12 protein-coding genes are annotated in these 14956 nt (G+C 34.0%); 9 read left to right on the forward strand and 3 right to left on the reverse strand.

What is annotated here, in order from left to right; all coding sequences use genetic code 11:
• The first annotated feature begins 1 nt into the window (after position 1).
• Positions 2-769 (forward strand): toxin-antitoxin system YwqK family antitoxin, encoded by a 768-nt coding sequence (locus ABD011_RS01505; protein WP_343795202.1) that lies wholly within the window; start codon positions 2-4, stop codon positions 767-769.
• Between the two features lie 454 nt (positions 770-1223).
• Here ABD011_RS01505 and ABD011_RS01510 read toward each other — a convergent pair whose 3' ends face one another.
• Positions 1224-1796 (reverse strand): uracil-DNA glycosylase family protein, encoded by a 573-nt coding sequence (locus ABD011_RS01510; protein WP_343795204.1) that lies wholly within the window; start codon positions 1794-1796, stop codon positions 1224-1226.
• A gap of 41 nt (positions 1797-1837) precedes the next feature.
• Positions 1838-2509 (reverse strand): 16S rRNA (cytidine(1402)-2'-O)-methyltransferase, encoded by a 672-nt coding sequence (gene rsmI, locus ABD011_RS01515; protein WP_129759852.1) that lies wholly within the window; start codon positions 2507-2509, stop codon positions 1838-1840.
• Positions 2510-2600: 91 nt separating this feature from the next.
• Here rsmI and ABD011_RS01520 point away from each other — a divergent pair, with 91 nt between their 5' ends.
• Positions 2601-5990, forward strand: coding sequence for a DUF7933 domain-containing protein (locus tag ABD011_RS01520; RefSeq protein WP_343795207.1), 3390 nt, complete (start codon positions 2601-2603; stop codon positions 5988-5990).
• Here the strand turns inward: ABD011_RS01520 and ABD011_RS01525 are convergent.
• Positions 5987-6721 carry a hypothetical protein gene (locus ABD011_RS01525; RefSeq protein WP_343795209.1) on the reverse strand — a complete coding sequence of 245 codons (735 nt, stop codon included), beginning with the start codon at positions 6719-6721 and terminating at the stop codon, positions 5987-5989. The genes ABD011_RS01520 and ABD011_RS01525 overlap by 4 nt on opposite strands.
• Positions 6722-6823: 102 nt before the next feature.
• On the opposite strand from ABD011_RS01525, the gene ABD011_RS01530 reads away from it, so the two are divergent.
• The 7 genes from ABD011_RS01530 to ABD011_RS01560 all read left to right on the forward strand — a co-directional run bounded on the left by ABD011_RS01530 (position 6824) and on the right by ABD011_RS01560 (position 14939).
• Positions 6824-7471 carry a thymidine kinase gene (locus ABD011_RS01530; RefSeq protein WP_129759849.1) on the forward strand — a complete coding sequence of 216 codons (648 nt, stop codon included), beginning with the start codon at positions 6824-6826 and terminating at the stop codon, positions 7469-7471.
• Positions 7464-8570 (forward strand): alanine racemase, encoded by a 1107-nt coding sequence (gene alr / locus ABD011_RS01535; protein ID WP_343795211.1) that lies wholly within the window; start codon positions 7464-7466, stop codon positions 8568-8570. Before ABD011_RS01530 ends, alr begins: the two co-directional genes overlap by 8 nt.
• 63 nt (positions 8571-8633) lie before the next feature.
• Positions 8634-9035 carry a large-conductance mechanosensitive channel protein MscL gene (mscL, locus tag ABD011_RS01540; protein ID WP_129759847.1) on the forward strand — a complete coding sequence of 134 codons (402 nt, stop codon included), beginning with the start codon at positions 8634-8636 and terminating at the stop codon, positions 9033-9035.
• Between the two features lie 136 nt (positions 9036-9171).
• Complete coding sequence (locus tag ABD011_RS01545) at positions 9172-10161, forward strand: aspartate-semialdehyde dehydrogenase (RefSeq protein ID WP_131506437.1); 990 nt, start codon at positions 9172-9174, stop codon at positions 10159-10161.
• Between the two features lie 106 nt (positions 10162-10267).
• Positions 10268-11374 (forward strand): hypothetical protein, encoded by a 1107-nt coding sequence (locus ABD011_RS01550; protein WP_343795213.1) that lies wholly within the window; start codon positions 10268-10270, stop codon positions 11372-11374.
• 24 nt (positions 11375-11398) lie between these two features.
• Complete coding sequence (locus ABD011_RS01555) at positions 11399-13498, forward strand: FG-GAP-like repeat-containing protein (protein ID WP_343795215.1); 2100 nt, start codon at positions 11399-11401, stop codon at positions 13496-13498.
• A gap of 85 nt (positions 13499-13583) precedes the next feature.
• Positions 13584-14939: an Ig-like domain-containing protein gene (locus tag ABD011_RS01560; RefSeq protein WP_343795217.1), complete on the forward strand. Its 1356-nt coding sequence runs from the start codon at positions 13584-13586 to the stop codon at positions 14937-14939.
• Positions 14940-14956 lie beyond the last annotated feature (17 nt).

Below are 14956 nucleotides of genomic sequence, written 5' to 3' on the forward strand. Positions count from 1 at the left end.
AATGAAAAAAACACTATGCCTTCTTCTTTTATTGCTATTGGTTATTGGTTGTAAAAACCAAACTGAAAAAACAGATAAGTCTTTTACTTTTATTGAGCAAGGACAGTATGTGGTCGATTCTTATAATGGTCATTCTATTTACAGAGATAAAAAGAATAAAAAAATAATGGATGGTTACTATGTTGTGGGAAACGAACTTACCAAATGGGAAGAGTTTAGTGTAAAAGAAGGCTTGCTAGATGGTGATTATTTACTTTTTCATAATAATGGTGAAATCTTCTCTCATGCCATTTATTCTAAAGGTAAAAAGCATGGAGCTGAAAAAACGTATTACCCTTCTGGGACGTTGAAAAAAACCGTTATGTATGCCAATGATGTGATAACTGGAACTGTTGAAACGTATTTTGAAAGCGGTCAAGTTGCCACTAAAGCAACTTATAAAGACGGAAAATCTGTAGAGTCTTCAGCTTATGATATTTTAGGAAATATTGTATCGCAAACCTTTATAAAAGACGGTAGAACTATTACCCAAACCATAAGAGGTGGTAAAGTATATAGTGAGCAGATTAACTCCAATTACGACAGCTTTGAAGCCACCAAATTTTATAATGAAGACGGAAGTCTTGCTAAGTTTTTACGATTTTTTGAAGATGGTGATACAGCTTACCTTATTGAACTTGATGAAGATGGCAACGAGATAAAACGTTTAAACGCAAAAGAAAACCCACAAGAACTATTAGAATACCAAAAGTATTTTATTGGGTTATAAAACAACTGATTCTTCACTTAATTTCTTTTTAAAATCAAATACAACTTTGTTTGCTGCTGTATTGATTTCCTAGATATATATTAGTCTTTACAAGGCTACTTGTAATCTTAGATATTAATGTGTCTGATTTGAATTTCAAACAGAAAATATGCTTTTTCGTTATATAAATATGACAGCTTAAACCTTGTCACAGTTGTATTTATCAGCTTAGTTTAATTTAGTTTTTAAAGAATAAAATTATGTTCGTTTTTCCCCTGCAAATTATACTCGCTATTGTCTTAATCGCTATAATCATATTTGTTCCGTGTTATTTTGTAATGAGAAGAAAACAAAAACATGAACTTGATGTTATTGAAAGTTTTAAGAACTTAAATCCAAAACAAATATTTGCAATTGCTAAATACAGAAAAGCTACAAAACAAAAGTCTGATAATAAACTAAATAGATTTCTTGATTATATTAAAATGCTATTAACTCTTTTCTGAAGTTCAGGCAACACCTCAACTTCAAACCAAGGGTTTTTGCTTAGCCAAAATCGGTTTCTTGGGCTTGGGTGAGGTAACGGAAAATAGTGTGGCAAATACGTTTTAAAGTCTTTTACTGTTTTGGTAAGTGTTTGCTTCGCCTTCTCTTTTAAATAATACTTCTGCGCATACATACCTATTAAAATCACAAGTTCTACTTTGGGCATTTGCTGTAACAACAACTCATGCCATTGTGGAGCACATTCTTGTCGTGGAGGTAAATCGCCACTCTTCCCTTTTCCTGGATAACAAAAACCCATAGGTATAATGGCAAAATATTCAGGGTTGTAAAACTCTTGGTCAGTAACATTAAGCCATGTTCTAAGTTGCTTTCCACTAGCATCATCCCAAGGAATCCCAGACGCATGTACTTTGGTTCCTGGTGCTTGACCAATAATTACAATTTTAGAGTTTTTATGTGCTGAAACCACTGGGTTTGGACCAAGTGGCAAATGGTCTTTACAAATAGTACATTGCTTTATGTTGTTTAGTAGCTCTTGCATTAAACAGTTTTTAATTCTGAATCCAATTTCAGAATTTCAAATTACTTCTTTCCAGCAACCACAATTACAATTTCGCCTTTTGGTGGCTTGTTTGTGTAGTGTTCTAAAACCTCTTTTGCAGTACCTCTAACAGTTTCTTCATAGAGTTTTGTTAACTCTCTAGAAACAGATACTTGGCGATCTTCACCAAAGTACTCACAAAAATTAGTAAGCGTTTTTATAAGTTTATGAGGGCTTTCATAAAAAATCATGGTTCTGGTTTCTTCTGCTAAAAAAGTCAATCGTGTTTGTCTACCTTTTTTTACAGGCAAAAAGCCTTCAAACACAAATTTATCGTTAGGCAAACCACTATTTACTAAAGCAGGTACAAAAGCGGTTGCTCCTGGTAAACACTCTACTTCAATAGCGTTTTCAACACAAGCTCTCGTTAATAAAAATCCAGGATCTGAAATTGCTGGTGTTCCTGCATCGCTTATAAGTGCTATAGTTGTTCCGCTTTTTAGTTTATTTACTAAACTTTCAACCATTTTATGCTCATTATGCATGTGGTGCGATTGCATAGGAGTAGTGATTTCAAAATGCTTTAGTAATTTCCCTGAAGTACGTGTGTCTTCAGCTAAAATCAAATCGGCTTGTTCTAATACTTCAACAGCCCTAAAAGTCATGTCTTTTAGGTTTCCTATTGGTGTGGGTACAATATAAAGTTTGCTCATAAATGCTAAGTAACAGTCAAATTTACAATCTTTTAAACTATCTTCACACAACCATTTTTATTATTTGACATCTATTTGTAAAAACCAACCTATGTACAAAAGCGTTTTAAGCCTCGTTATTTTTTGTCTCTGTTTTTTAAAATTATCTGCTCAAACGACAGATTTAGCCGTAGTTGTAGAGGCTCAAAACTTAAGCGGAACCGATGTTTCTCAGGTTCAAATCTACCAAGAATTTCAGTACATAGTTACAATTATAAATTCTGGAAATGCGGTAAGTAATGCTACTTTTTCTTTAAACCTTAATGATGACGTTGTTGTTAACTCTTATGTTTCGCAAAACAATTTAGGAGGTGCAAGTGATGCCGAAAATTTCAACCTTGAACTCAATAACGTCCTCACAGGAAGTGTTGCTAGTTTACCCAATAACTCTAGCGTTGAAATACGAATTAATGTTAATGCGCCTACAGATATTGGAGGAATTGCTTTTGATGCATTAGTCTCTCCTCCATCAGGCACTACCGACACCAATACATCAAACAACCAGTCTATAATTTCTATTGATGTTATTGACATACCTATTGATTTTTCGGTAATATATTCTCAAATAAGTCCTGCTGAAGGAACAGGAATTAGCGCCTGGAACGATACTGTAACTTATGAATTTACAATCACCAATAATAGTAGTGTTTCTTACCCTTTATATGGAATAACTGGGTTTATGACATTGCAATCTCCTTTTGAATATGGTCAACCAGTTGTACAATTACAATCTATAGAATGTGTTGGCTCAACCAACGGAACAGAGTGTCCAGATCTCTCTACTGTAAATGGTACATTAACTGTTGTAAATACAACGTCAGCTATTTTTAGTTATGGCACACCTCATGTGTTTACTTCAGGCGGTTCAATAACTTTTCAGGTTGTTTATCAATTTCTACAACCTAGTTGTGCTTTTGATCCACAGCAAATAATTGTAGATAGTTATATTAATATTGAGCTAAACCACGTTAATGAATCTTCGGATAGTTCTAATTTAGTTCAAACTAATTTATTGACTGCAGAATTATGTAATGTTACTGATATTTGTATTGATACTATTCAAACAAATCCTGATGTTTCGACCATTGTTGATTGGGGAGAAGAAGTCACCTTTGAAACTACAGTTTGTAATAATGGACCTCTTGACGCTCCTATTGTTTTCTTTCTACAAAACCTATCTACTACAGTAACTTGGGATATAATAAGTATAACCTGTATAGGCACAACAGGAGATGTAACATGTGATGATTTTACTATTACTGATATGGATACGTTGTGGGCTAGTGATACGTTTACTATGCCTGTTGGAGCAACCATTACTATTGAAACAACAGTAATTTTCCTAGAACCAGAGTGCTCAACAAGTACACAAAATACACTTGCTCATGTAAGAAGCGGAACCAACATTATGCAAAGTCAGCTTTTTGATTCAAATATTGAAAATAGCGCTCAAAGTGATTTTGTTACATTACCTCCTACTGCATCTTGTCCTGCATCTGATATACAAGTTATAAAAACACAAATTGCACCAGAATTACCTGAAGGTGGAGACATTAACAACACTACAGATTGGGGACCAATCACTTATGAAATAACCGTTACAAATGCTGGTGATGTAGACACTTTTATCGAGCTTTCAGATTATATGACTTTAGCTGGAAGCATACCTGTTTCTGCTAGTTTACTTTCTGTTGAATGTGTTTCAACAACTGGTACTGCTGAATGTTTTACTATTACAAACGCAAACATAGATGTGGTTTTTGATGGTGAACCAGAAGATGGTGAGTTTGATGAATTTTGGGGAATTACCGTTGAAGACAATTGGGAATTACCTGCGCAAAGTTCAGTAACATTTCAAGCAACTGTAAATTGGCAACCTGGTTGTTCAAGCGCTGCTATTCCTGTTATAAATAATGTTACAGCAAATCATATTGGTGATGATATTATTGATGCAAGTCCTTCAAATAACAGTTCTCAAGTAACTTCATATTTAGCACCTTGTGTAGATTTAATTGTACAAACCTTTCCTGAATTCACTCAAGTTACAGTTAACCAGCCTTTTGATTGGATAATTGACATAAGTAATAGCACAACAAGCTCTAACGCTACAAACATATTTTTTGAAGACATATTAGACACTAACTTTACAGTTGTTGGAACTCCAACATGTAGCGTTACTGCTGGTACTGCTACTTGCATGAGTGGCTTTTCGGTAACCGGAAATACTATTTCGGGTGTAATTCCTAATATGGAATCTGGTTCAACTGTTAGAATACGAATTCCTGTTACTGCACCAAGTTTTGGTGGAGCTTTTAACAATACTGCCGAAGCAACTCCAGATATTGCTGAAAATAATGAGTTAACTCCTGAAACAAATATTTCAATAAGCAACGTACAAGTTATTGCACCTACTTTAACTAAAGCGTTTGATCCTGATACTATTTTTGAAGGTCAAGAAAGCACTTTAACTTTTACAGTTTACAATATTGCTTCAAACCCTTCGCAAACCAACATTTCATTTACCGATAATTTACCTGCTGGTGTAGTACTTTCTGGAGAAGCCTATTGGGTTGAAGACAATGGTTGTACATCAACATTTACAGGAACAATTGGAGACACCTTTGTAGGCGTAACTAACCTAACCTTTCCTGAAGGTGTTGCAAGCTGTACTTTTGCAGTTTCGGTGACATCTAGTAGCATTGGCACTCACATTAATGACAGTTCTAACTTTAGCGACCAAAACAATATTGACACTTCGCAAACCTATGCTGAGTTAACGGTTTTACAAGACACTACTGATGTAGATATTGAAATTTTAAAATCTGTTTCGCCAGAAGAAGTTTCTATTGGTGAAGAGGTGATTTTTACAATTACCGCAAGTAACCTAGGTCAAACTACAGCTACACTTATTGAGGTTATTGACAATTTACCTAGTGGTTATGAGTACATATCTTCAACTGTTTCTGAAGGCGTTTTTGATGCATCAAGCTTTACTTGGTCAATTGCTTCACTTACTTCCGGTCAATTAGAAACATTAACGATTACTGCTCGTGTTTTATCCTCTGAAAACCTATTAAACATTGCTTTATTGGGCACAGTAAATGAAACTGATAGGGACGATACAAACAATAGCGATAATGCCGAAGTTGCTGTAAACAATTGCTTAGAAATACCTCAAGGAATTTCTCCTAACAATGATTCTTCAAATGACTTTTTAGTAATTCCTTGTATTGAAGATTATCCTGAAAACCGAATTAAGATTTTTAACCGTTTAGGAGTTCAAATTTATCAAAGTGATAACTACAGAAATAATTGGGATGGAAAACCAAATATGGGATTCCCAGAAACCTCTAGCTTATTACCTGTTGGCACATATTATTATATACTAGAAATACCAGAACTACAAAAACCTATTATGGGTTGGTTGTACTTAAATTATTAATCAAACTTACTTTCAATAATTTCCATGAAGCGTTCTTCGTAATCCTCTTTTCCTTCCCATTGGTTGTAATCAGGTTTTACGATATTTTGAATTAAATTACTCGCTTCTTGAAAAGAGCTTGATGTATTTATTTGAGAAAGCACTCTGTCGTAATCTTCATTTTTACCATCAAACAAATGCTTGATAAATGCAATTTTATCATTTAAACCAATAGTAATTCCTCCTCGCTTTAGCTTATCGTTAAGCGACTTCTTTATGTCTTGTTTAGCTTCGGCAACAGGTTCAAAAATTGGCATCTCTTTAAAATCAGCTGTTAACTCTTCTAAATCGTTTTTATGATAATTGGTTTTAGGAATCGCTTTTTCAAACACTTCGTCAATTTGTTGGGTTTCTTCAGGCATTTGGGCAACAATATCCTTAATCTTTTCCATTACTGGCTCCATAATGCCATCGTCTTCAACATCGTCAAGGTTTATGTAAATTTTGTCTTCAACCTCAATATTGTCACTTACTTTATTATTGAAAGCAACATCCAACATTCCAAAAAACGACGAGTCTCCACCTATAGTTGGCATATCATCTTCAAAGTTTTCTTGGGCAAACTTTAAAACGGTAAGTTTTTCATACAGAGCAGATACTTCAGCATGCATTTTATCAACATCTTCTCTTCCTTTTAGTTTAAGAATTCGATGCGCAATGCTAATTAATTCTGATTCCAATTTCTTCTTCATAACTTTTAAAATTTAATCCAAATTATACTTTTGATTTTTAATAAATTTACGCCACCTTTATGCAAACGGGAATTTTCCCTGTTTTAGTGTTAAAATTACAAAATGTTTCTCGAAAATACAGTAAATCATAAAGAACAATTTGGATGGATTGAAGTTATTTGCGGTTCAATGTTCTCGGGTAAAACCGAAGAATTGATTCGCAGATTAAAACGAGCTCAATTTGCAAGACAAAAAGTAGAAATTTTTAAACCTGCAATTGACATACGTTATGACGATGAAAAAGTTGTGTCGCACGACTCTAACGAAATTCGCTCAACTCCTGTTCCTGCTGCTGCCAACATTCCTATTTTGGCTGATGGTTGTGATGTTGTAGGTATTGATGAGGCTCAATTTTTTGATGATGAAATTGTAAGAGTTTGCAACGACTTAGCTAACAAAGGTATTCGAGTTATTGTAGCAGGTTTAGACATGGATTTTAAAGGTAATCCTTTTGGTCCAATGCCTTATTTAATGGCAACTGCAGAATATGTTACAAAAGTACACGCTATATGCACAAAAACAGGAAATCTGGCTCAGTACAGCTATAGAAAATCTAAAAATGATAATCTTGTATTATTAGGTGAAGTTGAAGAATACGAACCTTTAAGTAGAGCTGCTTTTTATAAAACCATGTTGCGTGATAAGGTAAGAAACATGAAGGTTAATGATCCTGAGGATCTTTCTAATAAACCACAAGACGACAATGCCTAAAGTTCAAGAAACTACGCTTGAGATTAACTTAAAATCTTTAGAGCACAATTATAATTACCTTACTTCTAAAACCTCAGAAAACACTAAGTTTCTTGCTGTTGTTAAGGCTTTTGGATACGGAAGTGATCCTAGTAGAATTGCATTAAAACTTCAAGATTTAAATGCTGATTATTTTGCGGTAGCTTATGTACAAGAAGGTATAACATTACGAGATGCTGGTGTCACCAAACCTATTTTGGTGCTTCATCCTCAACCTACAAATTTTAAAACAATTATTGAACGCTGTTTAGAACCAAGTATATATAGCTTTAAAGTTTTAAAAGCATTTATTGCTGAAGCTGAAAAAGAAAAGCAGCAGCAATATCCTATTCATATTAAATTTAATACAGGTTTAAATAGATTAGGTTTTAATGAGAATGACAGCAAAGAGATTATTGACACCTTAAAAAAAACTAATGCTGTTAAAGTGAAATCTATTTTTTCGCATATGGCAGCTAGTGAAGATTTAAACGAAAAAGAATTTACACTATCTCAAATACAAAGTTTTAAAAACATCATATCCGTTTTTGAAAACAATCTAGGTTATTCTGTTTTAAAACATATGTGCAATACTTCTGGTATTTTAAATTACCCTGAAGCACATTTTGATATGGTTAGAAGTGGTATTGGCTTGTATGGTTTTGGTAATTCAGCTGAACAAAACAAAAACTTAAAACCCATTGCAAGTTTAAAATCTGTAATCTCGCAAATTCATCATATTAATAAAGGAGAAAGCCTTGGTTACAATAGAGGTTTTGTCGCCAAAAACCTAGTTAAAACCGCAACAATACCTGTTGGGCATGCTGATGGTATTGGAAGACAATATGGTAAAGGAAAAGGGTTTGTTACCATAAACAATCAACGTGCATACATACTTGGTAATGTGTGTATGGACATGATTATGGTAGATGTTACAACTATTGACTGCGAAGAAGGAGATGAGGTTATTGTGTTTGATAATACATATACTGCTGAAGCCCTTGCTTCCTCGGCAAGTACCATTTCCTACGAAATTTTAACTGCTATATCCCAACGCATCAAAAGAACTTTTATTGATTAACTCAATGTGTTGTAATATTTTTTTAGTTATTTTAGTAACATACTAACTATAAAACAATTTATTATGCTTAAAGAATTTAAAGAATTCGCAATGAAGGGTAACTTGGTAGATATTGCTGTTGCCTTTGTAATGGGTGCTGCTTTTAACAAAGTAGTAAGTTCGTTTACAGGCGGAATTGTTTCTCCCTTAATTGGATTAATTTTCAAATCAGACTTCAAAGACCAAAAATGGATCATTACCGAAGGCACCTTAAATGATGCAGGTGAAACCGTTGGTGAAGTTGCTGTATTATGGGGAGATTTCTTAACCAACGTTATCGACTTTGTAATTGTTGCTTTTGTAATGTTTATGGTTATAAAAGGAGTTAACAAAATGAAGAAGAAAGAAGAACCTGCTCCAGCAGCTCCTGCAGGACCATCAGATAATGAGTTATTAGCAGAAATTAGAGACTTATTAAAAAAGTAGTTTCTTGTTAATAATTTAACAATTGAAAATTTATTGTTAAAAAGCCTTTGTTGATGAAAAAACGAAGGCTTTTTTCATTCAATACAAAGGAATTAATACTTAGCTTTGTTAACTTAATTTATAAAAGCATTAAAAAATGAAAGTAGCTGTAGTTGGTGCAACAGGTATGGTAGGAGAAGTAATGTTAAATGTTCTTAGCGAGCGTAACTTCCCTTTAACCGAACTTATTCCTGTAGCTTCAGAACGTTCTGTAGGAAAATCGGTTTTGTTTAATGGTAAAAACTATACTGTTGTTGGACTAAAAGATGCTGTTGCAATGCGTCCTGATATTGCTTTATTTTCTGCTGGTGGAGGAACCTCATTAGAATGGGCTCCAAAATTTGCTGAAGTAGGAACAACTGTTATTGATAATTCTTCGGCATGGAGAATGGATCTTGATAAAAAACTAGTGGTTCCAGAAATTAATGCTAACACACTTACAAAAACCGATAAGATTATAGCTAACCCTAACTGTTCTACAATTCAAATGGTTTTAGCGTTGGCTCCTCTTCATAAAAAATATAAAATAAAACGTATTGTAGTTTCTACTTACCAATCCGTTTCTGGAACAGGTGTGAAAGCTGTAAAACAACTAGAAAATGAAATGGCAGGAGTAGAAGGAGAAATGGCTTATCCATATCAAATCCACCGAAATGCCATTCCACATTGCGATGTATTTGAAGAAAACGGTTACACAAAAGAAGAGATGAAACTCGTAAGAGAAACTCAAAAAATTCTTGATGATAGAACTATTGCTGTCACTGCTACTGCTGTAAGAATACCTACAGCTGGTGGTCACAGTGAAGCAGTTAATGTAGAGTTTGAAAATGATTTTGACCTTAAAGAAGTACGAAATATTTTAGAAAACACTGATGGTGTTGTGGTTCAAGATGATTTACAAAACAACTCTTACCCAATGGCAATAAATGCACACGGTAAAGACGATGTTTTTGTTGGAAGAATAAGACGAGATGGCTCACAACCCAATTCCTTAAACCTTTGGATTGTAAGCGATAACCTTCGTAAAGGGGCAGCTACAAATACAGTTCAAATTGCTGAGTACTTGATTAAAGAAAATTTAATATAAAAAATAGCATTTTAACTCAAATAAACAGTAAAAACGTGTAGTACAACTAATTAATTCTATTTGCTTTACGTGAATAGTTATCTTAGGTGTCCAAATTTTACTGTAAATGCTAAAAAATTACTTACAGCGTATCGGTCTGATTATGTTGGTTTTGGTACAGTTTTCATGTGCCAAAGACGACAATTACATTTCTTTGCCTCAAGACGAAGACCCTATTGAAACGTCTCCTGTGGTTTTTGACATTGAGTCTGTTCCTTATCAAACACTTTCTGAATATAATTTCTTTGAAGGAGACTTATCAAACCTAAACCCTGTTTATGGTGTTTTACCTTATGATTTAATTTCTCCTCTGTTTTCAGATTATGCTCACAAAAAACGATTTGTTTGGATGCCTGAAGATGTAAGTGCTAGCTATGTTGATGACCATTCTGTTCTTAACTTCCCTGTTGGAACAATTCTCATCAAAAACTTCTATTTTGATACTGTTTCTCCTGGTTCGCAAACCAAAATTCTAGAAACAAGGTTAATGATTTTAAAGGAAGAAGGTTGGGTATTTGCAAATTACAAATGGAACGAAGAACAAACTGAAGCTAATTTTGATTTAAACGGAAGTTTTGAAGCTTTCAGTTTTACTGAAAACAATATTGAAAGAAATGTAAATTATCGTATTCCTGCAGAAGCAGAATGTTTAACCTGTCATAAATCATCTAGTGACACTTCAATTCCAATAGGTCCTAAACCACAAAACTTAAACAAAAGTTTTTCTTATGAAGATGGCACAAAAAACCAACTTCAAAAATGGATTGAAATGGGTTATTTAACAGGAAGTGTTCCTCAAAACATCTACTCTGTTGTTGACTGGAGTAATGAAAGCGAGCCTCTAGAGCTTCGTGTTAGATCTTATCTAGACATTAATTGTGCCCATTGCCATTCAGACGATAGACACTGCGATTATAGACCTGTAAGATTTGCTTTTAATGAATCAGAAGATATTACCAACCTAGGCGTTTGTGTTGAACCTCATACAGTTATTGATCCTGCGTTAACTTATATTGTAAGCCCAGGAAACATACAACGCTCTGTAATACCAACAAGATTAAATACAACAGAGGAATCCTTGAGAATGCCTCTATTAGGAAGAACACTAATACACAAAGAAGGTGTTGACTTAATAGAAGAATGGATAAACTCGCTAAATACTATATGTGAATAATAATACTACTTATATAACTTAATTATGAAACCTATAATAATATCAATCTTTGCCTTTTTTGTTACTGTTTCAGTAAACGCTCAAAGTTATAACTCATGTACTGATGCGTTTAATGCTCCAACAATTACTGCCGGAACTTACTCTGTAGGAACAATAGATGGCGATGAACCAAGTGATTTTTGTATAACAGGTAGTAGCTCAAGTGTTACTGCTGCTGAGTGGGTTAAATATGTGCCAACTGCTGATTATTCAATTACGGTGAGTTCTGACCTTCCTGTTAATGGAAATAAAGACACTCGCTTACACATTTACACAGGAACCTGTGGAAGTTTAACTTGTGTTGGTGGTGATGATGATTCAGGTACATTTACAGGAACAAATACTGGTTCGTATTTATCTGTGTTAACAGTAGAGGTAACTGCAAATCAAACGTACTACATTGTTTGGGACAACAAGTATACAGATAGTAATGACTTTGACTTTGAATTAACCGAAAATCCTCCAACTCCTCCTGTTCCTGTTACATTTACAACTCAGGCTTCTGGAATGTCTGGTTCTTACAAAAGAGGTATGGTAGATATGAATGGTGATTTTCTAGACGATTTAGTTGCCGTTAATACCGATTCAACTTACGTTTCAGGATATGATATTGAAGGTGACCCTATTTACACAACTGTTGAAAAACCTTATATCTTTATTCGTTATCAATTAGCTGGAGGAGCATTTCAAAAAACCAAAATAGTTACTTCTTATCCTGATTATAAACCGTCTTGGAGTTTAGCTGCAGGAGATTGGGACGCTAATGGGTACAATGATCTTTTATATGGTGGGAACTCTGGTGTAACATTCATGAAAGCTAACTCAACAGGAACTGCATATACCGAAATCTCTGGTCCTGAATATGTTTTTTCACAACGTTCAAACTTTGTTGATATTAATAATGATGGTCATTTAGATGCATTTGTTTGTCATGACACGGCTCCTAGCGTATCCTATATTAATGATGGTTCTAATAATCTCATCTATGAAAACACTAATGGATTAGGAGATTATGCTTCGGGTGGAAACTATGGTTCTATTTGGGTCGATTATGATAACGACAGAGATATAGATATGTTTATGGCTAAATGTGGCGGTAGTACCGAAAGAAGAACAAACCAGTTGTACAGAAACAACGGAAATGGAACTTACACCGAAGTAGGAACTGTAGCTGGTTTAGACGATATAATGCAAACTTGGTCTTCGGCTTGGGGTGATTTTGATAACGATGGAGATATGGATATTTACATTGGCTCAAGTACTGCAAACGACCATAAAATAATGCGCAACAATAATGATGGTACTTTTACTGATGTTACTGCAGGATCAGGTATAAGTAGCGCTAATCAAGGAATAGAGTGTGTTGCAGGTGATTTTGATAATGATGGGTATTTAGATGTGCTTTCAAATGGATCTATTTTGTTTGGTGATGGCACATTAAAATTTAATGTATATAGTGGTCCTCCTAGTGGCTCAATTGGCGATATAAACAATGATGGTTTCTTAGATGTCTTTACTAATAGCGTTTATGTAAATGATGGCAACAGTAATAACTGGATAAAAATTATTACCATTGGAGATCAAGCTGGTGGTTATAGTAATATTAATGGTATTGGAGCTAGAGTGGAAATTAATTCTGCTTTAGGAACTCAAATTAGAGATGTTCAAAGCGGAACTGGTTTTAGGCACATGAGTACATTAAATACACATTTTGGTATTGGTACAGATAGCTCTATAAACTATATAAGAATTTATTGGCCATCAGGAATTATCGATCAAGTTAACAACCCTTCAATTAACGGAAGTATTACAATTGTAGAAGGAGCTAATACATTAGGACTAGAAGATTCAATGGTTAATGATTTAATTCTTTATCCAAACCCAACTAAAGACATTTTAAACTTAGGAAGAATAGACAATTTAGCAGATGCCTTTTACACCATTTTTGATATTACTGGCAAACGTGTAGTAAATGCTAAACTTAGCCAAAACTCTATTGATGTTTCACATTTAAATTCAGGAAACTATATTTTAAGAGTAGTATATGGCGCATCAATTAAAACCCAAAAATTTATCAAATACTAAACCATTTAACAATAAACACATCATATTTTAAAAGCTTTTAGCTTTAAGCAGATATATTTCTTATATTAGGCTTCTTTTCTTACTTATGTTGAAAAAAGCTCTGTTATTAGGAATATTACTTGTTTGCTTTTCTTGTGGTTCAGACGATAATTACGTTTCAAGAGAAATTGAAACAAGTCTTGATACTGCTTCAACTCAAGAGTCTGTTTCTGTTCAAATAGCTATTTTTGAAAACGATGGTTATATTCCCGAACAAGGATTTTTAACAATAACTACTGCTTCTAATGGTTTTGTGGAAATTTTAAACAATAACACGCAAACTATTTTAGATGACCTTGTGGTTTACACTCCAAGTCCAAACTTTACTGGTCAAGACACCTTTACTTACACAGTTTGTGAAAATGAAAACTCTTCAATCTGTGTTACTGAAACTGTATCTATTACTGTGACTTCAGCCTCAACCGTAAGCTTCAACCTTAACGAAATACCTTATCAAAACTTATCGGAGTATGGGTTTTTTACTGGAACTTTAAAAGACTTAAATCCTAGTTCAGGAGTTGTTCCTTACGATCTTAGTTCTCCTCTTTTTAGTGATTATGCTCATAAAAAACGTTTTTTATGGATGCCTAATAATGTTTCTGCTCAATATGTTAATGATCACAGTCCTTTCGATTTTCCTGTTGGTACAGTACTGATTAAAAATTTTTATTACGAAAATGTTCAACCAACAAATACAACCGTACTTATTGAAACCCGATTAATGTACATGACTGATGAAGGTTGGGATTTTGCAAAATATGTTTGGAATGATGAACAAACCGAAGCGACTTTTACAGATGATGGCAGCTTTAAAAGTATCGAGTGGATAGAAAACTCACAACTTAAAACGGTTAATTACCGAATACCCTCCAAAAATGAATGTTTCACTTGCCATAACAAATTTGGAACTCCACTTCCTATTGGTCCTAAACCGCAAAATATAAATAAAGAATACAATTACTCCGAAGGTTTAAAGAATCAATTAAACAAGTGGATTGAGGTTGGTTACCTAGAAAACACCATACCTTCCAACATCGTATCAACTGTTAACTGGGAAGATGGGTCGCTTCCTTTAGAAATTAGAGCTAGGTCATACATTGATATAAACTGTGCGCATTGTCACTCAGACGAGAGTTATTGTGAGTACAGGTCAATGCGTTTTGCTTTTAACGAAAACGACAACCAAGAAAACATGGGTGTTTGTGTTGATGCTGATACGCAAGTCGAAGGGCTAACAACAATAGTAACACCAAACAACTTTAACGAATCCATACTACACTTTAGAATTAATTCTGTGCAAGATCAATATAGAATGCCTTTACTAGGTAGAACTTTAAAACATGTTGAAGGCGTTAGATTAATAGAAGAATGGATAAACTCCTTAAATACAGATTGCCAATAAATTAAAACTAATCATGA

The sequence above is a fragment of the Gaetbulibacter jejuensis genome, assembly GCF_039524015.1.
In the GTDB taxonomy this organism is placed as follows: domain Bacteria; phylum Bacteroidota; class Bacteroidia; order Flavobacteriales; family Flavobacteriaceae; genus Gaetbulibacter_B; species Gaetbulibacter_B jejuensis.